We start from the raw sequence: 25,149 nt of genomic DNA on the forward strand, positions 1-25,149 counted from the left end.
TGGTGTGATGGAATTTATAGAAAAATATTGTGTTCCAGCATTAAAATGCATTTGACATTTTAACTTGTGACAGAAAGCGCTTCCAGTAAATGCGGTTGTTGTAACATTGATGAGATTATCAATAGATTATTACATTACATAGCGGGAAGTTTACAAGGTTTAAAGATTATTAGAGGGGTGGAGTTATGGGGGCTTTGACTGGCATAAAAGTGCTGGATTTAACCCGATTGCTTCCGGGACCATATTGCACATTAATGATGGCGGATTATGGTGCTGAAGTTATTAAAGTGGAGGAGCCGGAAACCGGCGACTATATTCGCTGGAGAAAGCCGGCAATCAACGGTATCGGTGCCCGGTATCTAACGATCAACCGGAATAAAAAAAGTGTCGAGCTCAATTTGAAATCTGTAGAGGGCAGGGAGATTTTTAAAAGGCTGGCGATGGAAAGTGATGTTATTATAGAAAGTTTCAGACCGGGTGTAATGAACCGTTTAGGCATCGGTTACGAAGAAATCGCAAAGCTTAATGAAGGAATTATATATTGTTCTTTGACCGGATATGGCCAAACGGGTCCATATAGTAAGCTTCCCGGACATGATATTAACTTTGTCGGCTACAGCGGTATTTTAGGTTTAATCGGTGAAAAGGACGGCAAGCCTGTTATTCCCGGAGTGCAAATAGCTGATCTCGGCGGAGGGGCGCTGATGGCACTTTCTGCGATTACAATGGCTTTATTGCATAAAGAAAAGACAGGCAAAGGTCAGTATATCGATGTTTCGATGCTTGACGGTGCGATAACATGGCTGTATGCTGCGGCATCTGATTACTTTGCCTCAGGAGCCGTTCCCGAAAGAGGGAAAAACCGACTTGATGGGCATTTTGCTTTTTACAATGTGTATGAAACAAAAGATAACAAATTTCTGTCAGTCGGCGCAGCTGAGAAGAAATTTTGGATAGAACTATGCGAGCTGGTAGGCAAGCCGGAATGGATTGACCTTCATGAGGGTCCTGAAGAAGTACAGCAGTGTCTCAAACAAGAAATGGCCGAATTGTTTAAACAGCAAAATCAGCAGTATTGGCTTGATTTGCTGCAAACTAAAGATACATGTGTCGGACCAATTTATGATTTAAATCAATTATATGAAGATCCGCAAATAATAGAAAGAGAAATGTTTACAACGATGCAGCACCCGACAGCAGGAAAGATTCAACAAATTGGTTTCCCAATCAAATTCTCAGAAACACCCGGTGAAATATATGCTCATTCGCCGATGCTTGGCGAGCATACTGAGGAGATTTTGCTTCAAATCGGCTATTCAAAAGAAAATATTTTATCTTTAGAGGAAAACGGAGTAATTGGACGGCTAAAAAAATAAAAAGGAATTAACGGATTGAAAAATTTCCCATAAAACGGAGGGAGAAATATGGCGTTCGTTGATTGGAAACGGATCGGCACAAACGGGTATATTGCTGAAGTGATTTTAAATCGACCTGAGAGCAGGAATGCATTTAATACGGAAATGGCCGAGCAATTATTAAAAACTTTTCAAGCTATAGCAGATAGCGATGTCCGTGTAGTGTTATTAACATCATCCAATGAGAAAGCATTTTGCTCAGGAGCAGATTTAATAGAGCGAAATAGTATGAACGAAATCGAATGGAAAAATCAGCACTTATTGTTTCAAGAAATGTTTAATAGCATTCAGGATTTGAAGCAGCCGGTTATTGCAGTTGTAGATGGATATGCTTTGGCCGGCGGTTTTGAAATCGTTTTAAACTGCGACATGATTATAGCATCTTTCACTTCGGTATTCGGATTGCCTGAGGTAACAAGAGGGATTATGCCTGGCGGCGGCGGTACTCGATTGTTGACGAAGCGTATTCCAGTTCATAAGGTGAAGGAATGGGTTTGTACCGGGAAAATGGTGCCCGGAGAAGAAGCAAATGCGGCCGGGTTGCTGAATGCTTTAGCTGATTCGTCTGAAATTAAAGAAATTGCCCTTAAGATGGCTGAAAAAATAAGCGCTAATGCCCCGTTGGCTGTGCAGAACTGTAAAGCTTCTATAGATACACTGTTCGGAATGCCGAATGAGGATGCCAGAAAAGTAGAGATAGAATTTTATAATCAGTGCATCAATACGGAAGATCGTCTTGAAGGTGTCCGTGCTTTTGTAGAAAAAAGAGCTCCTCAATTTAGCGGCAGATAAATAATTAGGAGGAATCCGAGAATGAGTCAAATAAGTGTCCAAGAAAAAATTAAATTTCATGAAGAACTTAGAACGAGTGTCCGAAACATTTGCAGTAAGTTTCCTGATGCCTATTGGAGAGAGTTAGATGCAAAATTGGCCTATCCGGAGGAGTTCGTGATTGAAATTACGAAAAATGGCTTCTTAGCGGCGCTTATTCCGGAAGAATACGGCGGTTCCGGCTTAGGCATTACAGAGGCTTCCATAATTTTAGAAGAAATAAATCGTTCCGGCGGCAATGCCGGTGCTTGTCATGCGCAAATGTACATTATGGGCACACTGCTTCGTCACGGCAGCCAGGAGCAAAAAGCGCACTACTTGCCTAAAATAGCAGACGGCTCCTTGAGACTGCAGGCATTTGGCGTAACAGAGCCGAATACGGGTACAGATACGACAAAATTGAAAACTTTTGCAGAGCGACGAGGAGATAAATACATCGTGAACGGTCAAAAAGTATTTATTTCCCGTTCTGAATACTCAGACTTAATGATACTGCTAGTTCGCACAACTCCGCTTGAGGAAGTGAAAAAGAAGACAGAAGGTTTGTCGGTTTTATTGGTCGATTTAAGAGAAGCTGTCGGTAACGGCATTACAATTCGGCCAATCAGAACAATGATGAATCATGCAACAACTGAACTATTTATAGAAGATTTAGAAGTGCCGGTTGAAAACTTAATCGGTGAGGAAGGAAAAGGCTTTAAATATATTTTGGACGGCATGAATGCTGAACGTATTTTGATAGCAGCCGAATGTATCGGTGATGGCCGCTGGTTCATCGAACGTGCTACTAATTATGCGAATGAAAGAATCGTTTTCAATCGTCCAATTGGTCAAAACCAAGGAGTGCAATTCCCGATAGCGCGGGCACATGTAAATATTGAAGCGGCTGATTTAATGCGCTTTAAGGCAGCGGAATTATTCGATTCCGGACAAAAATGTGCAGCAGAAGCAAACATGTCAAAGCTTTTGGCAGCGGATGCTTCTTGGGAGGCGGCGAACGTCGCTCTACAGACTCACGGTGGTTTTGGCTTTGCGGAAGAATATGATATTGAACGGAAATTTAAAGAAACAAGATTATATCAAGTAGCTCCTATTTCGACTAATTTAATCCTCTCCTATGTTTCGGAGCATGTCCTTGGCTTACCTAGATCCTATTAAGAATTAGGAGGTAGTCTTATTGTACTTTCCGAATGAAGTTGAAATTATTGAGGTTGGTCCGCGTGATGGTTTGCAAAATGAACCGTTGCCTATTTCAACCGAACAAAAAAAACAGCTCATCACCCAATTGGCCGCGGCTGGTTTTTCAAGAATGGAAACAGCATCGTTTGTTCACCCGAAATGGGTTCCTCAAATGGCCGATTCTGAAGAAATCGCCCACTTTTGCAAACAACTCGGAATTACATTCATTGCTTTAACTCCAAATATAAAAGCTCTCGAACGGGCAATCGCTGCCAACGCACCGCAAATAGCGGTATTCATAGGTGCCAGCAATACTTTCAATAAAAAGAATGTGAACAAAACGACATCAGAATCTCTCGATGATTGCGAGCAGATCTTTGCAAGAGCAAAGGCAAAAGGGATGTTTGTACGTGCATACGTTTCGATGGCATTTACCTGTCCTTTTCAAGGAGAAGTGACATTTGAAGAAGTGAAATCCGTTTGTGATCGTTTCAGTGAACTTGGGGCAGATGAAATTGACATTGGAGATACGAACGGAAAAGCAAATCCGAGAATGGTATACGAACGTTTTTCGAGATTGCGAGATTTGTATCCTAATGCAACCTTTGTCGGTCACTTTCATGATACAGAGAAAATGGCACTGGCGAATGTTGTTGCCGCTATGCAGGCAGGCGTAGAGAAATTTGATAGTTCAATCGGAGGATTAGGCGGTTGTCCGTATTCTCCGGGTGCAACAGGTAATGTTGCGACAGAAGAGTTAGTGAAGATGCTCGAGCAGATGGGCTGTCAAACGAATATTGATTATCTTCAGTTGCAGAAGGCAGCTCCATTCGCAAAAAGTCTGTCTTCCCGTATCGAAATCCATGCTAAGGAGAGGTTGTAATGAAACAAGCTTTAATAATAGATTCTGTTCGTACAGCAGTCGGTCGAATGGGCGGTACATTAAAGGATGTTGAAGTTGATTATTTAGCTGCAAAAGTGCTCGATGAAATCACTGTGCGAACGGGAATAACAAAAGAAGCGGTTGATGAAGTGATTCTGGGTCAGGCAAAGCAAAGCACGGATGCTCCTAATCTTGCGCGATTAGCATTGCTTCGAGCCGGTTTTCCCATAGAAGTTCCGGGGTATACAGTTCATCGGCAGTGCGGTTCCGGCATTCAGTCGATGAATAGCGGCGCTCAGCAAATTATGTGCGGTCTGGCGGATATTGTCATTGCCGGAGGCGCCGAAAGTATGAGTACAGCGCCGTTTTATCTTCGTAAAGCTCGCTACGGCTATCGGGCCGGTAACGGAGAATTGCTTGATTCAAACACAGAAAGCCAGCCGCGGGCGCAACCGATTGAAACATACGGACATTTGACAATGGGAATGACAGCAGAGAACTTAGCGGAAAAGTACTCAATTTCCCGCGAGGAGCAGGATGAATTTGCTTTGAGAAGTCAAGAAAATGCATTGAATGCCATTTCAAAAGGATTATTTGTCGACCAGATTGTTCCGTTTGAAGTGAAAACGAAAAAAGGGACGATTGATTTCAAAGTAGATGAGCATCCGCGTGAAACATCGTTGGAGAAGTTATCGCAATTGCAGCCGGTATTTAAAGAGAACGGAACAGTAACAGCCGGTAATTCAAGTGGCCGCAATGACGGCGCTGGTGTGGTATTGATGATGTCAGAAAGCGCGGCTGAATGCTACGGCAAAAAACCGAAAGCAAAAATTATCGCTCAGGCATCAGCCGGAGTATCTCCGGAAATTATGGGAATCGGTCCGGCACCGGCAACGAGAAAAGCACTACAATTAGCCGGATTAAAGTTAGAAGATATTGGCTTGATTGAGTTGAACGAAGCTTTTGCCACACAAGCATTGGCAGTAATTAAAGAGCTTAATCTTGACCTTAATAAGGTAAATGTAAATGGAGGAGCTATCGCGTTAGGCCATCCGCTTGGCGGTACTGGAGGAGTGCTGATGACGAAACTGCTTCACGAAATGGAAAGACGCGGTGAAAAGTACGGATTAGTCACTTTTTGTATCGGCGGAGGATTAGGAATTACAACGATTGTAGAAAACTTACAAGTTTAGAAGAAGGAATAAAGCATTTACTTAAAAACTACGGAGTTGAGAAGACATGAATATGACAGATTGGAAAGCAATTTACGAGAATAGAAAAACAACTGTGGAGCAAGCTGTTTCTACTATTCAATCCTATCATAAAGTATTTTTGGCGCCTTTTTGCAACGAGCCGCAAACGTTAGTAGAAGAACTAGTCCGGCAAAAGGATCGGCTTCGGGAAGTTTCTTTGTATAACATAGTAATAGGGAGTCCATGTATTTACGCAGCATCTGAATGTTTTTCACATTTCAAAATCCGTACATTTCTAAGTTCAGCACAATTAAAGCAGGCCTTCATTAATAAAACTTGCGACTATGTGCCGGTTAATTTATCCGAAATTCCGGAATTGATTAAAGAAGAGAAAATCGATATCGCGCTTATACAAGTATCGCCGCCTAATGATGAAGGCTATTGTAATTTAGGCGTTTCGGTAGATGTAGTCCAAACGCTCATTCAACATGCTGCAATCGTGATTGCAGAAGTTAATCAAAATATGCCTTTTACCTATGGCGATACATTTGTGCACGTCTCGAGAATTCATCATTTTATTGAATCGCAACATAAACTACTTACAATTCCATATGGAAAACCATCTGAAGAAGAACTGAAAATCGGTACATATGTGGCCTCATTAATACCGGATTACGCCACAATTCAAGTTGGTGTTGGAAAAGTGGCCAATAGTGTCTTGCTGTCGCTTAAAAATAAAAAAGGACTTGGCATCCATTCCGGATCAATCACTGACCCTGTCATTGAATTGATGGAGATGGGGGTTGTGACGAATGAGCGAAAAGAAGTGAAACGCCATAAGACAGTATGCACGACTCTTACAGGTACGAATGAGTTGTATGACTATTGCGATCGCAACGAAAAGATAGAGCTTATGCCGACTAACTATACCCATAATGCGACCATTATCTCGAATATAAGCAACTTTTATTCGGTTAATTCGGCTTTAGAGGTCAGCATCACCGGACAAATCAACGCTGAACAAGTAGGTAATTACCCGATTGCCGGTGTCGGAGGTCAAATGGATTTCATTCTCGGATCCAGACTTTCACCTGGTGGAAAAGCCATTATCGCGTTGCCCTCTACAGCAAAAAAAGGTAAGGAATCGCGAATAAAATTTGATGTGCCATATGTGACTTCTATAAAATCTGAAATTGATTATGTCGTTACTGAGTTTGGAATTGCTAAGCTGTTTGGAAAGTCGTTGCAAGAAAGAGCGAAAGAGTTAATTGCTGTTGCCCATCCGGACTTTCGGGCAGAACTGACATCCCAGATGAACGAGCAAATGATGAAATGAGTCTTTTACATTAATGCGGGCGGATCTAATTTGTCTCCTTAGTATGTTTCTCATATTTTGCCCCTGCATTTTAATATATTTTTGAAAAGGAGACTAAAAGCGAATGAGTAACCTGAATAATAAAGTCGCGATTGTTACAGGAGCAGGACGAGGTATCGGAAGGGAAATTGCTTTGCTTTTGGCAAAAGAAGGCGCAAAAGTTGTTGTAAATGATTTAGGCGGAGGCGCTGATGGATCAGGCAATGATTCGAAAGTAGCAGATGAAGTTGTTTATGAAATAAAAGAGGCAGGCGGAGAAGCTGTTGCCAATTATGATTCGGTCGCAGAATATGAAAGCGCGAATAATATTGTCCAAACAGCATTAAATGCATTCGGACGAATCGATATTGTCGTCAATAATGCAGGTATTTTAAGAGACCGTATGCTATTCAAAATGAGTGAAGAGGAATGGGATGCTGTCATCGCTGTTCATTTAAAAGGTTCATTCAACATGACAAGAGCGGCAGCGCCATATTTCAAGGCGCAAAAGAGTGGGCGTTTTATCCATTTCACTTCTACATCCGGTTTAATCGGCAATATAGGCCAGGCCAATTATGCAGCTGCAAAACTAGGTATTGCGGGATTAAGCAAAATTGCCGCTTTGGACATGGCTCGTTATAATGTGACATCAAATGCTGTCGCTCCTTTTGCCTGGAGCCGATTAATTGGTTCGATACCGACAGAAACAGATAAAGAAAAAGCCAGAGTAGCGAAATTAAAACAGTTGTCTCCGGCGCATATCGCACCGCTTGTAGCATTTTTAAGCTCAGATGAGGCATCGGATGTGACAGGTCAAATTTTCGGGGTGAGAGGCAAAGAAATTATAGTATTCTCTCAGCCTCGCCCGGTACGCTCCGTTTATAATGCAGAAGGCTGGTCGATTGATAGCTTAAGTGATATCAAAGGCTCTTTGCAATCAAGTTTTACACCGCTGGAAGTCAGTGCAGATGTATTCCCGTATGAACCATTATTATAGAAGGGGTGAAAAACATGCTTGAAGGAATTCGTGTAATTGATTTTTCTCAATATTTGCCTGGTCCACATACAACATTACGTTTGGCGGATTTAGGTGCCGAAATTATAAAAGTTGAATCTCCTTATGGTGACCCGGCCCGGAACTCTCTTGATGATAACGGAGCAGGTTATGTCTTTTTGGCACAAAACCGCAAGAAGAAAAGCATTGTACTAAATCTAAAGGATAAAAAAGATCAAGAACTTGCTTTAAAGCTTATAGCTGAAGCAGATGTTGTCCTTGAAAGTTTTCGTCCTGGTGTAATAGATCGGCTTGGTATCGGTTATGACGAGGCGGTTAAAGTGAAGAAAGATATTATTTATTGTTCGCTTACAGGCTATGGACAGACGGGCAGAATGAGCCATCTGGGCGGGCACGATTTAAACTATTTGTCACTAAGCGGCATGCTTTCACAATTAAAGGATAAAGATGGTCGGCCTGTGCAGCCGAGCAATACAATTGCAGACTTTATCGGGGGTATTTCTGCGAGTGAGTCAATCTTGGCTGCTCTAGTGAAACGATTCAAGACAGGTGAAGGCTCCTACATCGACCTTTCTATTACAGACTCCTTGGTGCCATTAATGTCTAATCATGTCATGATAGCTAATGCAACAGGTGAAGAACACGGGGTAGACAAGTTGAATAATAAGCTTGTTTGCTACTACTTATATGAAACGAGTGATCATCGTTTTGTCAGTTTAGGAGCTTTAGAGCCGAAATTTTGGCAAAACTTCTGTAAAGCCGTCGGAAAAGAAGCATGGGTCCCGGCACATCTTTCACTAGCGGAAGAGAGCAATCCGACTTTTGAGGAATTGAAAGCATTGTTTGCGAGCCGAACATTTGCTGAGTGGTGCAAATTCTCGCTGGAAATAGATTGCTGCTTGGCACCTGTATTAGAAACAAGTGAGATAGTCAACCATCCTTTAATGAAGGATAGAGGATTGATCGTAAAGACGGAAGACCTCTGCTATACATTAACGAATTATCACGCTTTGGATATATCTGCTGAGACTGCACCTGAATTTGGTGAGCATACCGAACAGATTATCTCCCATATAGAAGGAAAAGTGAAATAGAAAGGGACTGCAGAATGGATATCAATTCCCTTATTAAATATCAATCCGCAGGAGGATTTGGCGGTAATTCAATTTACAGGCGAAAACGATTGTCGGAAAAGTACTTAGACGAAAGCTTGTAGAAGAGTTTATAGGAAATCCAGTTGGTAAACTGAATGAGGAGTGATTGAATGGATTTTAACTTACCTCCGGAACTAATTGAAATGAAAAAAGCAATAAGGGATTTTATAGATAACACGGTCGATCCATTAGCTGATCAAATTGAAAAAGAAGATCTTATTCCGGAACACATTATGCAAATGAGCAAGGAAATCGGACTTTTCGGACTCAGTATTCCCGAAGAATATGGCGGCTTGGGTACCGACATGGTCGGGAAATGTGCCATTTATGAAGAAATAGGCAGGACTTCTAATGGATATACGACTGTCATTGGCGCTCATACCGGAATTGGTTCAGTAGGAATTGTTGAAATGGGAACAGAGGAACAAAAAAGAAAATACTTGCCTGGTATGGCATCGGGTGAACTGATTGGAGCATTCGCATTAACTGAGCCAAGTGCAGGTTCAAATGCGGTTGCTTTAAAAACAAAAGCTGTTCGTCAAGGAGAAAAATTTATATTAAACGGATCGAAGCATTACATTACGAACGCTCCGATAGCAGATGTATTTACCGTTATGGCTGTGACTGATTCAAGCAAAGGTGCAAAAGGAATCACTTCCTTTATTGTAGAGAAAGATTTTAAAGGTTTGATTATCGGTAAAACAGAAGAAAAAATGGGCTTACGCGGCTCACATTCATCAGAATTATTTTTTGAAGATTGTGAGGTGCCGGCAGAAAACGTGCTTGGCACAGAGGGATTCGGCTACGTAAATGCACTGAAGATTTTGGCGAATGGGCGTGCAGGCTTAGCTGCGCGTAACCTTGGATCATGCCAAAAACTATTGGAACTTTCCATTAAATATGCGCACGAGAGAGAACAGTTCGGAAAGCCGATTTTTGAACAGCAGATTATCCAGCATTATTTAGCGGAAATGGCATTGGATGTGGAAACATTGCGTTCCGTTACATATCGAGTGGCATGGATGGTTGATCAAGGCATGAATGTCATAAAAGAAGCAGCGATGGCGAAGCTTCTCGGTTCGGAGATTTATAACCGAATTGCCGACAAGGCCGTTCAAATTCATGGAGGCATCGGCTATATAAAAGAATATCCGATTGAAAGATATTACCGTGATGCCCGCATTACAAAAATTTATGAAGGAACTTCGGAAATTCAAAAGAATATTATTGCAGCCCAATTGCATAAGGAATATAAAAAAACAGCTCCAACAGTCAATGCATGAGTATTGAACAATAATGTCGAGAGGGGGAGGTTTAGATGAAAGGGATTGTTTCGTATGGCGCCTATATTCCCTATAATCGTCTTCAGCGCAAGAAAATCGGCGAATTTTTCGGTAAACCTGTTTTTGGAGGCGAAAAAGCAGTTGCAGGTTATGACGAGGATAGTGTATCAATGGGGGTTCAAGCCGCACTAGACTGCTTAAAAAATTCAGATACAAGTGAGATTGCAGCAGTTTACTTTACGACAGTCAGTGCGCCCTATAAAGAAAAAGGCTCAATTGCGACAATTGCTGGAGCGTTGCAGCTAAACGATAACATTCAGGGAATCGAAGCAACATCTTCTTTAAGAAGCGGTACTTCCTCTCTATTATTAGCCCGTGAGAATGAGCGAACGTTAATTATCTCAGCTGATTGTCGTACTAGCGCCCCGAAAGGTCAAAATGAACAATGGTTTGGAGATGGTGCTGCGGCCTTTTTAATAGGAAGCGGAAGCGATGTAATTGCGAAAATCATCGACTATAAAACGATGCAAGGCGAGATTATAAGTCAATGGAGAAACGAAACGGAACCTTTTACGCAAAATTGGGAGGAACGTTTTGGAACCACAACTTTTTTGAAACAAGTAAAGCAGACTGTCACTCCATTTCTGGAGAAAAACAATTGTACCGCAGATGCAATCAATAAAGTCATCCTTTCCGGGCCTGGAACAAGAGCACATATACAGGCAGCCTCTGCATTAGGTTTTCAAAACAATCAAGTGCAAGATCCTCTCTTGAATTCAATTGGAGCAGCAGGTACTGCCCACATTTCAATGATGTTAATTGCTGCATTGGAAACCGCTAAGCCGGGCGATAAGTTATTGATCATCGCTTTTGCGGAAGGATTGGATGTCATTCTTGTAGAAGTCACGGATGCAATTGAAAAATTGCAAAACAGAAAAGGTATTCAAGGCTATTTGGATATAAAAAATAATGAAACATCCTACAGTGATTACTTAAGATGGAAAAACTTACTGAGAGTTGAACCTCCGCGCAGACCGGATATTGACCGACCATCCGCTCCGGCTCTATATCGGGGCTATCAGCAAAATTTATCATTTACCGGTTCAAAATGCAGAGAGTGCGGAACGCCGCAATTTCCGAAGCAGCGGGTTTGTGCGCAATGCCATGCTAAAGATCAGATGGAGGACTATCGGTTTATCGGTCAGTCGGCCAAAGTGGCAACTTATACAATTGATTATTTGGCTGCATCTCCCGCTCCACCGATGATTGTCGCTGTAATTGATTTTGATAATGGAGGAAGGGTGATTTGTGAATTGACTGATTGCAATCCGAAAGAAGTCGAAATCGGTATGGATGTAGAAATGACATTCAGAAGATTATACGTCGCCAGCGGAATAAGCAATTATTTCTGGAAAGCGCGTCCAGTGCGGATAAAAGGCGGTGAAAAATAATGAGCAAAAAAGGCATTAGCGATAAAGTAGCCGTAATAGGAATGGGCTGTACCAGATTTGCCGAGCATTGGGATAAAAGTGTTGATGATTTACTTATAGATGCTGCCTATGAAGCATTTGAAGATGCCGGTATTGAGCCGACGGATATAGAAGCTGCCTGGCTCGGTACGATGACATCCGGTTATGCCGGTATTACATTATCAGGACCTTTGAAGACGCAATTCATTCCGGTTACACGAGTGGAAAATATGTGCGCTACCGGTTCAGAAGCATTCCGTAACGCTTGCTATGCAGTAGCATCCGGAGCGTATGATATTGTACTGGCTATTGGCGTCGAGAAGCTGAAAGATTCCGGATATAGCGGTTTGAATACAGCCAGACCGCCAAGCGATGGAACGGCGCCTAATATTTCCGCCCCGGCTTCATTTTCATTTTTGGCGCCCGCTTATTTTAAGAAATACGGTCTGACAGCCGAACAAGGAAAAGAAGTATTGTCGCGTATAGCATGGAAAAATCATTATAACGGCTCTTTAAATCCGAAGGCGCAATATCGCAGCGAAGTGCCAATTGAGAAAATTTCTAAATCACCGATGGTTGCAGCTCCGCTTGGCATAATGGATTGTTCCGGTGTTGCTGATGGTGCAGCAGCTGCAATTATTGTCCGTTCGGAAGATGCACTGAAATATCGGAAAGATCCGATGTATGTTAAAGCGCTTGCAATTGCAGCGGGTCCGGGAGACGGAAGATTGCGTCAAGACTATGATTTTACTTATATAAAAGAAAATGTCGCTTCCTCATTGGCTGCCTATCGCGAAGCCGGCATTAAAAATCCGCGCAAAGAAATCGACATGGCCGAAGTACACGACTGCTTTACGCCGACAGAATTAGTCATATATGAAGACTTAGGATTTAGTGAACGAGGCAAGGGATGGAAGGATGTTTTAGACGGTACTTTCGAGCTTAGAGGAGAGCTGCCTGTCAATCCGGATGGAGGTTTGAAGTCTTTCGGCCATCCGATTGGGGCAAGCGGTTTAAGGATGCTTTATGAAATGTATCTGCAATTTCAGGGAAGAGCAGGAAAACGACAGCTTAATAATCCGAAGATCGGATTAACGCATAATTTAGGAGGCACTCCGATGCAATGCGTTTCGTTTATATCGATTGTCGGCAAGGAATTATCTTAATTTAATGGGGTGAATTAGTTGAATAAAGTGATTGAAGATTTAATCGGAAAGAAGCTGGAAACTTACACCTTTACAGTAGAAAAATCAAAAATTAAAGAGTTGGCATTGGCAATAGGCGATCTAAAAGAAGAGTATTTGAACGGAGAAGCAATCATGCCGACATTTCCGACAGTTATTGATTTCTGGGGAGGAGGGGCATCGACTTCCGAACTGCTTAACTTAAACGTGAAGAAAGTACTGCATGGTGAACAGGAATACGAATACTTTGGCGAAATTAAAGCGGGCGATGTAATTACGGTGAACGGTATTGTGGAAAATGTCTATGTAAAAGCAGCGATGAATTTCTTCATTTTGAAAAAGGAATTTGTAAATCAGAACGGGGAAACAGTACTAATTGCCCGTTCGACCATTATCGAGCGACATTAAGGAGGAGAAAATATGGAAGCAGGCACTGTTTTTGAACCGCTTGTAAAAGAAGAAATTACGCATACGCAGCTTGTCAAATATGCCGGTGCATCCGGTGACTTTAATCCAATTCATACCGTTGTGCCGTTTGCTGAATCAGCAGGCCTGGGCGGAGTAATTGCTCACGGGATGATGATTATGGGATTTGTCGGCCAAGCAATCGGGCAATGGTTTTCCGTCAAAGATTTAGCGAAGTTTTCCTCTCGTTTTAAAGCGATGACAAGACCCGGTGAGAAAATTACAGTAACCGGAAGTGTAGTAGAAGAAACTGCCAATCGCTGGATTTGCCAAGCGGAAGCTGTGAATGAAGATGGTGAAGTAAAGGTTAAAGCGTATTTTGAGATAAAGAAAAAGTGATTAGGATACTGATAGAGCTTGCGGATTTCATCTTCTATTTCAGCATTCTCACATAACTCCCGGCTCTATTTTTATTTAATTAAATAGAAAAGGAGGAGTGCCGAACGTTTAAGAGATGCAAAACAAGAGTTGGCATCTTTACAAGGGAACGTACTCGACTTTCAGATGGATGTCCGTAACCCGGAAGATGTTAATAAAATGGTATAGACTGCTGTAGAGCACTTCGGCCAAATAGACGGCTTGATCAATAATGCAGCCGGCAATTCCGTTTGCGCGGCTGAGGACCTGTCTATAAACGGCTGGAATTCTGTTATAAATATAGTGTTAAACGGCACTTGGTATTGCTCACAGGCAGTTGGGAAAGAGTGGATTAAAAGAGAGCAATCAGGAAGTATTTTGAACATCGTTGCAACCTATGCGTGGGGTGCCGGCCCAGGTACCGTTCATTCTGCAGCAGCGAAGGCGGGCGTTCTGTCATTAACGCGAACATTGGCGGTCGAATGGGGCAGCAAGTATGGAATTCGAGCAAATGCAATAGCCCCAGGACCAATTGAAAATACAGAGGGAGTAAAGCGATTAGTAGAGGAGCGTAACGTATATGAGCAAGCAGTTAATTCGATACCGCTAAAAAGATTCGGAAAAGTGGAAGAGGTTGCTCGTTTAGCTTACTTCTTATTGTCTCCTGAGTCTGAATATATTAATGGAGAATGCATTACGATTGATGGAGGCAAATGGTTAAATAATTAGACAAAGTTTAATAATTTGATTGCTTGAAAGCCAATAATGACTACTATGGTCACTTAACGGCTTTTATTTATTTTTTGATTAAAATCTTTTAAATCCGCCTTCGGAATGGATAATTTGTCGCGTAATCCAGTCTGCTTCACTGCTTACCAAAAATTTAATGACTTTTGCTACATCTTTCGGTTGACCGATTCGTCCAAAAGGAAACATCGGGTACAGCTGCTTTTTAATTTCCTCAGTCATCCAGCCGGTATCAGTAGGGCCCGGATTTACGGCATTGACAGTTATGCCAAGCGGGGCTAATTCTGCCGACAATGTGATAGTCAGCGCATCAACAGCCCCTTTAGTTGCGGCATAAGCCAATTCGCCCGGCATTGGTCCTTGGAACTGACCTGAAGTTATGTTGACAATCCTTCCTCCGGATTTCTTATTGAACTTTTGCCCAAATTGACTGCTTAACAGTGCTGTCGCACGAACATTTACCTTATAATGTTTATCCAATTCATCAGCAGTCAAATTAGAAAAATCATTATTAGTCGAATAAGCGGCGTTATTTATCAAAATATCAGGAATACCGTACTTTTCAATGACTTTATTGATTAGCAGCTCTGGTGCATCATGGTGAGTTAAATCTAATTCCATACATGAAACTGACACGCCGCTTTGCAATAATTCCTCTTTCAATTTCAATGGCTCCTCCAATTCAACGCTCCACGGCATCCGGCGATCATAATCCGTCCAATACGTGAAAAAGATATGGCAACCCTCCTCAGCTAATTCTTTGCATATTGCGGTTCCAATTCCTTTTTGACGGCTTACTCCTGTCACGATGGCGATTTTATCTTTAAGTGCGCTCATAAGATCCCTCCAATTGAAAGTTAGTTCAGGAATACATATTTATCCATATTTATATTTTAACCCTCTTTGGTTTCCGTTAAAAGAATATATCTACTATATAAGAATATAATCAAAAATGAAAAAGGACCTGTGCCGTTTTTTCTAACTTTTGAAATAGCATGAAATCCCTTGTTTAATAGGTGTTCATCATTGACAGCATTTGTTATACTTTTATAGTAATTATCATGAAAAGAAGGTTTATGAATGAATCGTGTTGAAACGCAAGTCAGAGGTTTTATAGAAGATATTCAACATCCGAAACAAAAGAAAAAAATCAATATAAATGATCTTGAATTTCAAATAAGACAGCAAACGGAAGATTATTTCGATATGGATGGCTACTCGATGTTTTATGATGCCATACGATTGCTGGAGGAAGAGGGGCAAATGACGCCAATCCTCAATAAACAGCAAAACGGAAAAGTCCCGTCTCTTTCACTCTACTATTGGGTAAACGTGAAAAAAGGAGAGTCGACATGGGACCGACTGCAAATGATGAAGCTGAGCGATCTCTTTGATTTCTCCTATTATGAAAATCATCCGGAATGGCAAACAGATGCCGAATGGAAACGGATTGAAAGTTTATATCATTTTATCCACTCAAATGATTCCCGAGAACTTATTTCAATAGAAGAAAGAAGTCTGCAATTGTTCGGTCATGAAAAATTTCTGACGGATGATAAATTGTTCCCGGAAGGAAAAGGATTCTTACAACGAATCGGTGTCACTGTCGAACAGATTAAAGCTGTAAAAGAAGGACAGCCATTCGTTCATTGGCTGAAGCCTGGTAAAGAAATTAAAGATATAAAGCGTGTGCTTATTGTAGAGAATCTATCATTCTACCATACTTGCATAAAGCTCATGGAAAGAAATCAACTCGATTATGAGCCGGAGCTGATTATTTATGGAGCGGGCAAGCAGATTGAAAGCAGTCTTTCGTTCTTTGAACGTCTTTTTCCGCCGAACGATTATTTATTTTATTATGCGGGAGACATCGACGCGGAAGGATACAGTATTTTTGTCCGCCTGAAGAAACGATACGAAGACTATGCGATGCAACCGGCATTAAAAATTTATCGAAAAATGTTGGATTGTAGCGAACAGGCAAATGATCAGTTAAAACAGGTTGAAAACGAAACAGACCGTGATGCCTTCTTCACATGGTTCTCAGAGGATGAGAAAGCGATCATGATGGATTTATGGCAACAACGAAAACGTATACCGCAGGAAGTATTGACAATAGAATCATGGGGGAGATGGACTTGAACGAATCATGGGAAGGGTTCGCACAACGTATGCAGAGGCTCAATCCGCTGTTTGAGCTTGGAAAAGGGATGGAAATCGGCGAACTGAAACCATACATACAATCAATCTTGATGCAGGTTTTGTTGACGATTTTTTACCGTGAGCTGAATGATGACAGCGACCGAAGCAAATCAGATATTTCCTTCATGGTTGAGGATATTGTAAAGCAAATGAAGCTTGAAGCAGATGAAAAGCAAATAGAGCGAATTACGAGCGGTCTGCTCTATCAAGGTAAAGAAGAATACAGCAAGCCTTTCGAAGCGCTGTATTTTAATGAAAATAAAAAATCATGGGAAACGCAGACGTTCCGTTACGTGACGATGGATGAACTGTATACGAATCTGGAAATGGGCGGTTCGATAGTTTATAAATTAACAGACGTTGCCCAAGAAATGATTTTTATGAGCCGAGAGATGGCGGAAGAATTCTCGATAACAATTGAACAGCTGTACAGTATGCAGCTGATTAAGAACGGCAATTTCAAAAAAGCGACTCGAAACTTGGATCATCTCGTTTCACGAGTTAATCGCTTAATGGCAAAGGAATATGCTTTCCAAAAAGAGATGATGAACAATCCGAAAATATTAGTGATTGAGCAGGAGCGTCAGCGAGAAGATAACCGAGCTGAAATTGAAAAGCAATTTGAAGAGGAAAAAAATCATTTCAGAACAATTACTTCTATGCTCGAAAAAGCGAGAAGAACGGAAGAAAGCGATCAAGTGCAAAAAGAACTGATTGTGCTACAGGACAAATTTGAGCATACGAGACAATTGCATGATCGCTTCGCCAAGCTTGTAATTCAAAATATTTCCTACGAAATGAAACTGAAGGCTGAAAATCCGTCCTTGTTCTGGGAGCATAGTTTAGTGTCCTTCCGTGAGCATATATATGAAAATTGGCTTATGAAAGAAGGCGTAAAGGACTTCACTGTTGTCGAACAAATTTTGGCGCCGTTATTTTCACCTAAAAATGAATTCATTTTGCCGCTTGATTGGATATGGGGCGAGCAGGAGTTAGCGGACAGATTAATTGTTGACATCGAAGAAGAGGAAGAAAAAGAAGATGAATTAATCGAGAAAAGAGTAACAGACTGGTCTTCTGTTGTCAGTGCCTGGAAGCATGTTTTTGAGCACTTGCAGAGATTTGGCGAATTTTCTTTAGCGGATTTAGGACAATTGCCTCTTGAAGCACAAGATGAATGGTTTGCTGAGAGCGAGACGGTCGATTTATGGATGATGTTCGACCGCAAACCCCTCCGCGTGCGGGTTAATGACCGCAAGGAAGCGGAACTTAGTGATGAACGAGAAATTCTTCTCCATAAATTAATCAATGAGCATCCAGAATTCAAAGTGCTTGAAGGCGCTGAACTGTATACGGAATTCGACCATCGCGCAGAACCGATTATATGGTACCGGACAAAAATTACGCCATTTAAATTATGTATAAAGGAAGGCAAATAGATGAATGCAGAAACGATAAAAAAAGCGTCAGCTGTGTATTTCGCATTACTAAAAGAAAAAGTAATCGATGAAGACAGCGAATACTTTCAATTATATTATGAGCCGGATGTGAGACAAGTTGTGCTCATGCTTTGTGACGAGGCCGGAACATTTCTTGTTGAATCTCCAAAACGAATTCATCTTGTTGTACAGCCGACAGGTTCGGTATTTGCGACGAACTTCACACATATGCGCGATAAACATCGTCAAGTCGAGAGCAAGAAACATTTTAATTTGCTCAGCATCATTATGATGGCTTTCATTGCGGCGGTCGATCAAAATCAGGCAGCAAAAATCCGCACTAAGCGTGAAGGCATCACTTTTTATGCGCTTGAGAGAAAAGTAAATGAACTGGTAGTCGGCTGGTCGCTTATGCTGAAGGAAAATACGCATTTCGGCGAAGAGGAAATGATTGATATGAACGAGATTGTAACAACGTGGACGCATATGGAAGTAGATACGAATGAATGGACGCAGAAAAAAGGCAACAAGCGTACACGGATTGGTCTGATAGCAACAGCTATGCGTGTATTGGAGACAGAAGGGTTGATTGTTGTCCTTGACCGTGATGACATACCAAAAGCGATTCCTAAGCAGGAGCTGTTTGAACGGATTGAGTATTTATATCATGACTATGACCGCTATGAAGCTATGAAAGAATTAATGACGAAGGAGGAGGAAGAACATGCCGAAGATCCATCGCATTAGAATAGTTGGTTTGAAATATGACGGTATGCAGAAGCAATATCAAGATACAACCTTTGATTTTCATAATGATATTACTTCGACGAACGGGCTGATTGCCATGATGAATGGTGGAGGCAAGGGCGTATTTTTACAGACAATTTTCCAAGTTTTAAAGCCGGGAACGGCTTGGGGAAAACAAAATAACCGTTATTATCAGCAATTTTTCTTCAATAAAAATGAACAGTTTATCCCGTATACATTCCATGTATTAATTCAATGGGAACTTGATGGCGCCGATAAACGACATCTTGTGACAGGTGGGATGTTCTCGGCTGAGCAACGTATTTCCTTTAATGAAGAAGGCGCTGATGATCAATCAACGGAAAAACAAGATAGAATCATACCGAATATAACTTTTTACGCTCGAGAATTCGACAGAAAAGAAGATGTAGCTTTAGAGCATATTCCTTTATTTGAAGATGGTAAGGTTGCTGAAACGGAGGAACTGAAAGACTACTTCAAATGGAACGGTTATGATGTGTACCGCGATACGAAGAAGCATTACCGAATCCTTGATACATACGGAATTAACCGTAAAGATTGGGACATTATGAAGGACATCAATAAGGATGAGGGCGGTGTCGGTAAATACTTTGAAGGTGCGGAAGACGATCATTCGCTTTTCCAAAAGCGAATCATTCCGACAGTGAGCGGAGTCCTTCATCGTGCTGAGCATCAAAAGAACGATCTTGTTGAGATTTTCAAAAGCCAAGCCAGTATTGCCAAGGATTTGCCGGTCTTGTTAAAGCGTGAACAAGCACATAAAGAATTTTTGGAAGATATCGTGCCGTTCGAAGAGCAGATTGCAGTTGGTGTCGAGCATCAAAAAGTGGTAACAGCAAGTACGGTGCAAGGTCAACAGCTACTTGGCGCGCTCGATCATGTCATTGAGCTCGAAAAAGATGCATTAGTGGCATTAGAGAAGAAGCTGGAGGAACTGAACGAACAAACTGAGCAGCTAAGATTCGAGAAAGACAACTTAGAATATGCAAGAGCTCATCAAGAACTGGCAAAATGGCAAAAGCAATTAACTGAAGAAAAAGCAAAACATGAAGAATTGAAAAAACTCGTCCAAGAACGGAATGAAAAGAAAGACGAGCTGTCATTCGCTGTTCAGTTAAAAGAATGGAGCGATATTGAGCAAACCATTGCTTCGCTTACACAGCAAATTGAAACGTTGGAGAAAAACAGCGGTTTAGAAGAAGTTAATCTTCGCATGGAAGAAATCAAAAAGGAAGCAAAACTAATTTGGGATCAAGCTTTTACTGCTATTAAAGAAGAAAATGAGCATTTCTTAAGTTTTAAACGTCATAATGAAAAGCGAGCGAAAGAACTGACGCAAGTCGATAAGAAAAAGACAGCTGAAATCGCGCAAATTAAAACAGAAATCGATAGTCTTTATACAAAAACACATGAATTTGAAATGAAGCAGGAAGAACTAATTAAGTTGTTCGGGGACCGTCTGAAATATGACTTGCCCGGCTACATCGAATCATTGAAGCAAAAACAAGATAGCTATAAGTCAGAGTTGGAGACGCTTCAGCAAAAAGAAAAACAATCGATCGAAAAGCAAAACACGATTTCATTGACGGTCGGAGAACTTCGTCAATCACTGCAGCATCAAGAAGTGAAATGCAATGAACTGCGAGAGGCATTCAATAAGCAACAACAGACAGAGTTTGAATTGCTTGAGCGCTTGCAAATGCTTTTACATGATGCAACAGGTCCGTTCTCACATGCGCAGCTCTCTAAATATAGTTCCAGAATTGAAGAATTGCTCCATCAAAATAATGAGCAAAGCGAGCAACTGAAAAAAGAGCTGTGGGAGTTGCAAGTCGATCAATATTTAAATGATGAACATTATTGGATTGCCAATCAAGATATAAAAGAGCTGAAAGAATGGATTGATGAAAAGACCGGAATTGACGTCTTTTACGGCACACAGTTTTTACAAACGTTAAATGAGGAAGAACGAATCCAGCACTTGCAAACATATCCTTTACTGCCTTATGGTTTAGTCGTTTATCAAAACCAATGGCAAAAAATTAATCAGCAAGTGCTTAAAGGGAGAATGTTCAAAAGCCCTGTTCCTATATATATGCGTGAAGAAATGCAAGGGGAAGACAAGTCATCTTTCGTCGTTATTCACGGGACAGAAGAAACGCTTCTGACAGATTATCAAGCTTTTTCTACATGGCAAACAGAAATGACGAAGCAAATTGAGGAGAAGCGTGATATATTAAACGAAATCTCCAAAACAGAAAATGAGCTTCGCCGTACAATTAAAGATATCGATCGTCTATCAGCAGGAACGCTTTGTATTGAAATTGAAAAAAACATTCAAATAGAAGAAGCGGCTATTCGTGCTACTAAAGATGAATTGCAATCGATTTTAAAAGACGAAGAGAAAGAGAAAGAGCAGCAAACGGTTTTACATGAAAAAGTCGAAGCAACGAAAAAGATTATTGAAACATGCATGAAAGATATAGAAACATTAGAGCTGCTTGAAAAAGAAAAAGAAGAAAATGAAGAAAACAAACGCGTAAAAGCAGAGAAAGATAAAAAATATCAGCTTCTTTTATCTGAACAGACGGAAGTCGAGAAAGAAAATGAAGAATTGCAGCAAATGACAATGCAATGGAATCAGACGCATATGGAATGGAAACTAACTTTGGAGCAGGAAATGAAAGAAATTCAACAGTTTGTTGATGACGTTCATTTTCCGCCTGCAGAAACAGTTCCATATGATGGGGAAACTCCGAGCCTGTCATTGCATGTGCTTGATGACATTAAAGGAAGCATTCATGAATTAAAGCAGCTTCAAAAGTCGAAAGAAGAACAAGCACAGGAACTGCTTGCGATTCAGGCTAACCGTGAAGCGGAACGAAAGCAACAGAAGAAGATCGAGAAAAAACTGCAGTCGCAAAACCCAGATTGGAAGTCAGTGGAAGTTGCCGGGGAACCAATGAACATTTTGGAAGAAATGCTGCAAGCAGCTAAAAAAGAAGCAAAAGATAGTGAGAAGACTGAACGTGAACAAGGGACTGCCGTTACCGTTGCTGAAACAACATTAAAGCATACAGAAGAGCAATGTGATAAAGCGGAAAAGAAAGTATCGAAGCACGGGAAGCAACCTGAAAAATGGGAAGACGATCTTGATGTGAAAGAATCAGAAATCAAAGACCGCACAAAGCTCACGAAAAGTGAACTAAAGAAGACGGAAAAGCTATTCAGCGAAACAGAAGCAAGTATCGCTGCTCATAAAGGCGACAGAATTACACTGTCGATGATTTTAAAAGAAGAGGCTGCCGCTTTTGAGACAGATGATCTTGAGCAAATTCAAAAACAAGGAAAAGCTTGTATTTTGGCATGGTGCGAAAAACACCAAAACTTGCAGGAAGAGGAAAAAGAAAAACGAATCAGAGCCGATCAGGCATTGCGTAAATTAAAGCTGCTGATCGAAGGCAAGGATTGGGAGCTTCGTTTTAAAAACGATGTGTTAATGACATTGGATCATCTCGACACTCGCCATTACGAACATATACAAGGCATCTTGCTCAATATGAAACGCTTCTCGGCAAGCGGCTTGGAACAGCTTGAAAGAGATAAAGAACGTGCTGAGCGTGCTCAAACATTCTGGGCGAGCCGTGCCAGCATGAAGGTAATGAGCATAAGTGATGCAATCCGTTCAATGATCGCTAAAATGAAGATTAAAAACGAACGCGGTGCATTCCCGCTTGTGACATTAAAAGAAGATATTCTGCCGAAAAAAGCGGAAGATATCGAACCATTGCTAAAACAGCACTTCGTTTCGGCAATTGAAAAAATAACAGCGAAGTTCGAGTCAATCGATGATAATAATCGTGACTTGGACAATGAAATTAAACAACTGATCGGCGATGAGCAAATTCTGTTTGTATCACTTAGAAATCGCTATCCGGAACTGCTTGTGTACAATATGCGCACCGATAATGCTTTTATGTACGGTAGGCCGCAAAAAGAGCATTATTCGACATGGCAAACGATCAACCAAGGATCGAAAACGAAATCAGACGGCAGTGGCGGTCAAAAGCTGTCTGCACGTATGGTTATGATGATGATGCTACTGTCGGTAAAAAGTGAAGCAGATCAAAGCTGGGTACCACTTGTATGCGATAATCCATTCGGACAAGCCGCATCTGCCCATGTACTCGATCCTATCTTTGCTGTAGCGGAAAAATTAAAATTCCAGCTAATCGTCGTAACACCGCCTGAATTGGTGAAAACGGAAATCAGCCAACGATTTGATTCCTATTATAAGTTAGATTTCTTACGTGAAAAAGGTAAGGAGATAGTTACAGAAACAGTTGTACCTGCATTCCGTATTTATCAGGAAGAGCCAGTCATTTAATATTTATATGAACAGGGTGAGGGCATTTGCTTTCACCTTGTTTCTTATTCTGTCAAATATTTTCATATAGTTCTACCATTAAATGGTATAAAATGATGATAGGATATAAATCTATCGATGTGGACTTTGTAATAACAAAAAACAGAAAGCGGGGTTCTTATTATGAATTTCATCTGCAAAAAAGAGAATCATATTTTAACAATTATATTTAATCGGCCGGAAAGCTTGAATGCATTCACAGAAGCGATGGTTAATGAATTGATTGATATTTTGGATCGGGCTGACTTGGATGATGACATTAAAGCGATTATTGTCACGGGAAATGGACGGGCATTTTGTGCCGGAGCTGATTTAGGAAAAGGATCTGATACGTTTGCAAGTGATGATAACGAAGAAGCTGAATTTCGTGATTGGGGCGGACGCTTAAGTTTGCGGATCTTTGAGATGAATAAGCCGATGATTGCGGCGATTAATGGTGCTGCTATCGGAGTCGGCGCAACGATGACATTGCCGATGGATATTCGTATCGCAAGCAGCACTTCAAAATTCGGTTTTGTCTTTACTCGTCGTGGAATTGCGCCTGAAGCATGCAGTGGCTGGTTTTTGCCGAGGATTGTCGGTATCAGTAAAGCGTTGGAGTGGACGATGACAGGAAAAATTATTACAGCTGAGGAAGCTTTAATAAGCGGATTAGTAAATGAAGTCGCCTCTCCGTTAGACTTAATGTCGACTGCCAAGGAGATTGCGAAAGAAATTGTCGAAAACGCTTCCTCAGTTTCAGTAGCACTTACGAGACAATTATTGTGGAAAATGCTCGGCGCCTCTCATCCGCTGGAATCTCACAAAATTGAATCGAAAATCATTCACTATCTTGGTAATCAATCAGATGCGAAAGAAGGAGTAGCCTCCTTTTTGGAAAAACGGCCGGCACAATTTTCAATGAAAGTAAGTGAGGATCTGCCTTCATTCTATCCTTGGTGGAAGGAAGAGTAACAGTTGCACTTGAATGAAGGATACAAAATCCAAATCATTCAAGTACGTATTATTTTACAGGAAATGGTGAAATTTCCTTGAAAAAGCAATATTATGTAACTATGAAATTGACGAACAAACAAAGAAGTCTGTCCTTAAGAAGCAAGAAATTAAGAAATTATTTAATGGATTTTACAAGAAATCAATAAAGAACGTCTCTATTAATCTTGAAATACATAATGATGAAGAGGTATCTAATCAGCTATGAGGTGAGGGATTATATGTATCATGATGGAGAATTAATTATCAGGCCTGTGGAAGAGAAAGATCTGCAGCGACTTTGGGAATTGGTATATAAGGTAAATCAGCCGGAATGGAAGAAATGGGATGCACCTTATTATCCTCATGCTTCAAAGACGTATGAAGAATTTTTGCCGATTGGACAATCATGGATTGGAAAAGAGAGTCCTTGGGTCATTGAAATAGGTGGCAATATATGTGGAACGGTGTCTTATTATTGGGAACATGAGCCGTCTTTATGGCTGGAGATGGGCATTGTTTTTTATGAAAGCGGCAATTGGGGTAAAGGGCTAGGAACTCGAGCGATGAAATTGTGGATTGATCATCTCTTTCATTCTATGCCTCTTGTGCGCGTGGGATATACAACCTGGTCCGGAAACGAGCGCATGATTCGAGTTGGCGAGAAGCTTGGAATGCAAATGGAAGCTCGTATTCGGAAAGTTCGTTTTTATGATGGCAACTATTATGATTCTATTAGAATGGGATTATTATGTGAAGAATGGGAACAGGGTCGATAAAGGTAAGGAAAAC

20 protein-coding genes and 1 pseudogene are annotated in these 25,149 nt (G+C 41.1%); 20 read left to right on the top strand and 1 reads right to left on the bottom strand.

Annotated features, from left to right (window positions below; translation table 11 throughout):
• Positions 1-185: 185 nt before the first annotated feature.
• From IEO70_RS12695 to fadH, 14 genes and pseudogenes are all read left to right on the top strand, one after another.
• Positions 186-1,376, top strand: a complete 1,191-nt coding sequence (locus IEO70_RS12695) for a CaiB/BaiF CoA transferase family protein (RefSeq protein ID WP_190998746.1) — start codon at positions 186-188, stop codon at positions 1,374-1,376.
• Positions 1,377-1,424: 48 nt separating this feature from the next.
• Positions 1,425-2,207, top strand: a complete 783-nt coding sequence (locus IEO70_RS12700; RefSeq protein ID WP_190998747.1) for an enoyl-CoA hydratase/isomerase family protein — start codon at positions 1,425-1,427, stop codon at positions 2,205-2,207.
• A 21-nt stretch (positions 2,208-2,228) separates the two neighbouring features.
• A complete protein-coding gene (locus IEO70_RS12705; RefSeq protein ID WP_190998748.1) occupies positions 2,229-3,404 on the top strand; it encodes an acyl-CoA dehydrogenase family protein in 1,176 nt (391 codons plus the stop codon).
• A gap of 19 nt (positions 3,405-3,423) precedes the next feature.
• Entirely contained in the window at positions 3,424-4,308 is an 885-nt protein-coding gene (locus IEO70_RS12710; protein ID WP_190998749.1) for a hydroxymethylglutaryl-CoA lyase, read from the top strand.
• The gene (locus tag IEO70_RS12715; RefSeq protein WP_190998750.1) at positions 4,308-5,501 is read left to right on the top strand and encodes a thiolase family protein; all 1,194 of its coding nucleotides are present in this window, start codon (positions 4,308-4,310) and stop codon (positions 5,499-5,501) included. Before IEO70_RS12710 ends, IEO70_RS12715 begins: the two co-directional genes overlap by 1 nt.
• 52 nt (positions 5,502-5,553) lie before the next feature.
• Complete coding sequence (locus tag IEO70_RS12720; protein WP_235973601.1) at positions 5,554-6,837, top strand: acetyl-CoA hydrolase/transferase family protein; 1,284 nt, start codon at positions 5,554-5,556, stop codon at positions 6,835-6,837.
• A gap of 103 nt (positions 6,838-6,940) precedes the next feature.
• Positions 6,941-7,852 carry an SDR family NAD(P)-dependent oxidoreductase gene (locus IEO70_RS12725; protein ID WP_190998752.1) on the top strand — a complete coding sequence of 304 codons (912 nt, stop codon included), beginning with the start codon at positions 6,941-6,943 and terminating at the stop codon, positions 7,850-7,852.
• A 14-nt stretch (positions 7,853-7,866) separates the two neighbouring features.
• Entirely contained in the window at positions 7,867-8,964 is a 1,098-nt protein-coding gene (locus tag IEO70_RS12730) for a CaiB/BaiF CoA transferase family protein (RefSeq protein ID WP_190998753.1), read from the top strand.
• Positions 8,965-9,134: 170 nt separating this feature from the next.
• On the top strand, positions 9,135-10,307 hold the full coding sequence (locus IEO70_RS12735) for an acyl-CoA dehydrogenase family protein (RefSeq protein ID WP_190998754.1): 1,173 nt from the start codon (positions 9,135-9,137) through the stop codon (positions 10,305-10,307).
• Between the two features lie 35 nt (positions 10,308-10,342).
• Positions 10,343-11,758: an OB-fold domain-containing protein gene (locus tag IEO70_RS12740; RefSeq protein WP_190998755.1), complete on the top strand. Its 1,416-nt coding sequence runs from the start codon at positions 10,343-10,345 to the stop codon at positions 11,756-11,758.
• Entirely contained in the window at positions 11,758-12,942 is a 1,185-nt protein-coding gene (locus IEO70_RS12745) for an acetyl-CoA acetyltransferase (RefSeq protein WP_190998756.1), read from the top strand. Before IEO70_RS12740 ends, IEO70_RS12745 begins: the two co-directional genes overlap by 1 nt.
• 27 nt (positions 12,943-12,969) lie before the next feature.
• Positions 12,970-13,368: an FAS1-like dehydratase domain-containing protein gene (locus tag IEO70_RS12750; protein WP_328820930.1), complete on the top strand. Its 399-nt coding sequence runs from the start codon at positions 12,970-12,972 to the stop codon at positions 13,366-13,368.
• Positions 13,369-13,380: 12 nt separating this feature from the next.
• The gene (locus IEO70_RS12755; RefSeq protein ID WP_190998758.1) at positions 13,381-13,764 is read left to right on the top strand and encodes a MaoC/PaaZ C-terminal domain-containing protein; all 384 of its coding nucleotides are present in this window, start codon (positions 13,381-13,383) and stop codon (positions 13,762-13,764) included.
• 93 nt (positions 13,765-13,857) lie between these two features.
• Positions 13,858-14,511: pseudogene (fadH, locus tag IEO70_RS12760) on the top strand (2,4-dienoyl-CoA reductase); the annotation flags it as partial.
• A gap of 78 nt (positions 14,512-14,589) precedes the next feature.
• Here the strand turns inward: fadH and IEO70_RS12765 are convergent.
• Positions 14,590-15,366 (bottom strand): SDR family oxidoreductase, encoded by a 777-nt coding sequence (locus IEO70_RS12765; protein WP_190998759.1) that lies wholly within the window; start codon positions 15,364-15,366, stop codon positions 14,590-14,592.
• A gap of 243 nt (positions 15,367-15,609) precedes the next feature.
• Here IEO70_RS12765 and IEO70_RS12770 point away from each other — a divergent pair, with 243 nt between their 5' ends.
• The 6 genes from IEO70_RS12770 (at position 15,610) to IEO70_RS12795 (ending at position 25,136) form a co-directional block, all read left to right on the top strand.
• On the top strand, positions 15,610-16,671 hold the full coding sequence (locus tag IEO70_RS12770; RefSeq protein WP_190998760.1) for a Wadjet anti-phage system protein JetD domain-containing protein: 1,062 nt from the start codon (positions 15,610-15,612) through the stop codon (positions 16,669-16,671).
• Positions 16,662-18,170: a hypothetical protein gene (locus tag IEO70_RS12775; protein ID WP_235973604.1), complete on the top strand. Its 1,509-nt coding sequence runs from the start codon at positions 16,662-16,664 to the stop codon at positions 18,168-18,170. The genes IEO70_RS12770 and IEO70_RS12775 overlap by 10 nt, the downstream gene beginning before the upstream one ends.
• Entirely contained in the window at positions 18,171-18,917 is a 747-nt protein-coding gene (locus IEO70_RS12780; RefSeq protein WP_190998762.1) for a DUF6063 family protein, read from the top strand.
• Entirely contained in the window at positions 18,895-23,346 is a 4,452-nt protein-coding gene (locus IEO70_RS12785; protein WP_190998763.1) for a coiled-coil domain-containing protein, read from the top strand. The genes IEO70_RS12780 and IEO70_RS12785 overlap by 23 nt, the downstream gene beginning before the upstream one ends.
• A gap of 162 nt (positions 23,347-23,508) precedes the next feature.
• Positions 23,509-24,339 (top strand): crotonase/enoyl-CoA hydratase family protein, encoded by an 831-nt coding sequence (locus IEO70_RS12790; protein ID WP_190998764.1) that lies wholly within the window; start codon positions 23,509-23,511, stop codon positions 24,337-24,339.
• Positions 24,340-24,599: 260 nt separating this feature from the next.
• Positions 24,600-25,136, top strand: coding sequence for a GNAT family N-acetyltransferase (locus tag IEO70_RS12795; RefSeq protein ID WP_190998765.1), 537 nt, complete (start codon positions 24,600-24,602; stop codon positions 25,134-25,136).
• Positions 25,137-25,149: the final 13 nt, after the last annotated feature.

This window comes from Peribacillus faecalis (assembly GCF_014712675.1).
GTDB lineage: Bacteria > Bacillota > Bacilli > Bacillales > DSM-1321 > Bacillus_AD > Bacillus_AD faecalis.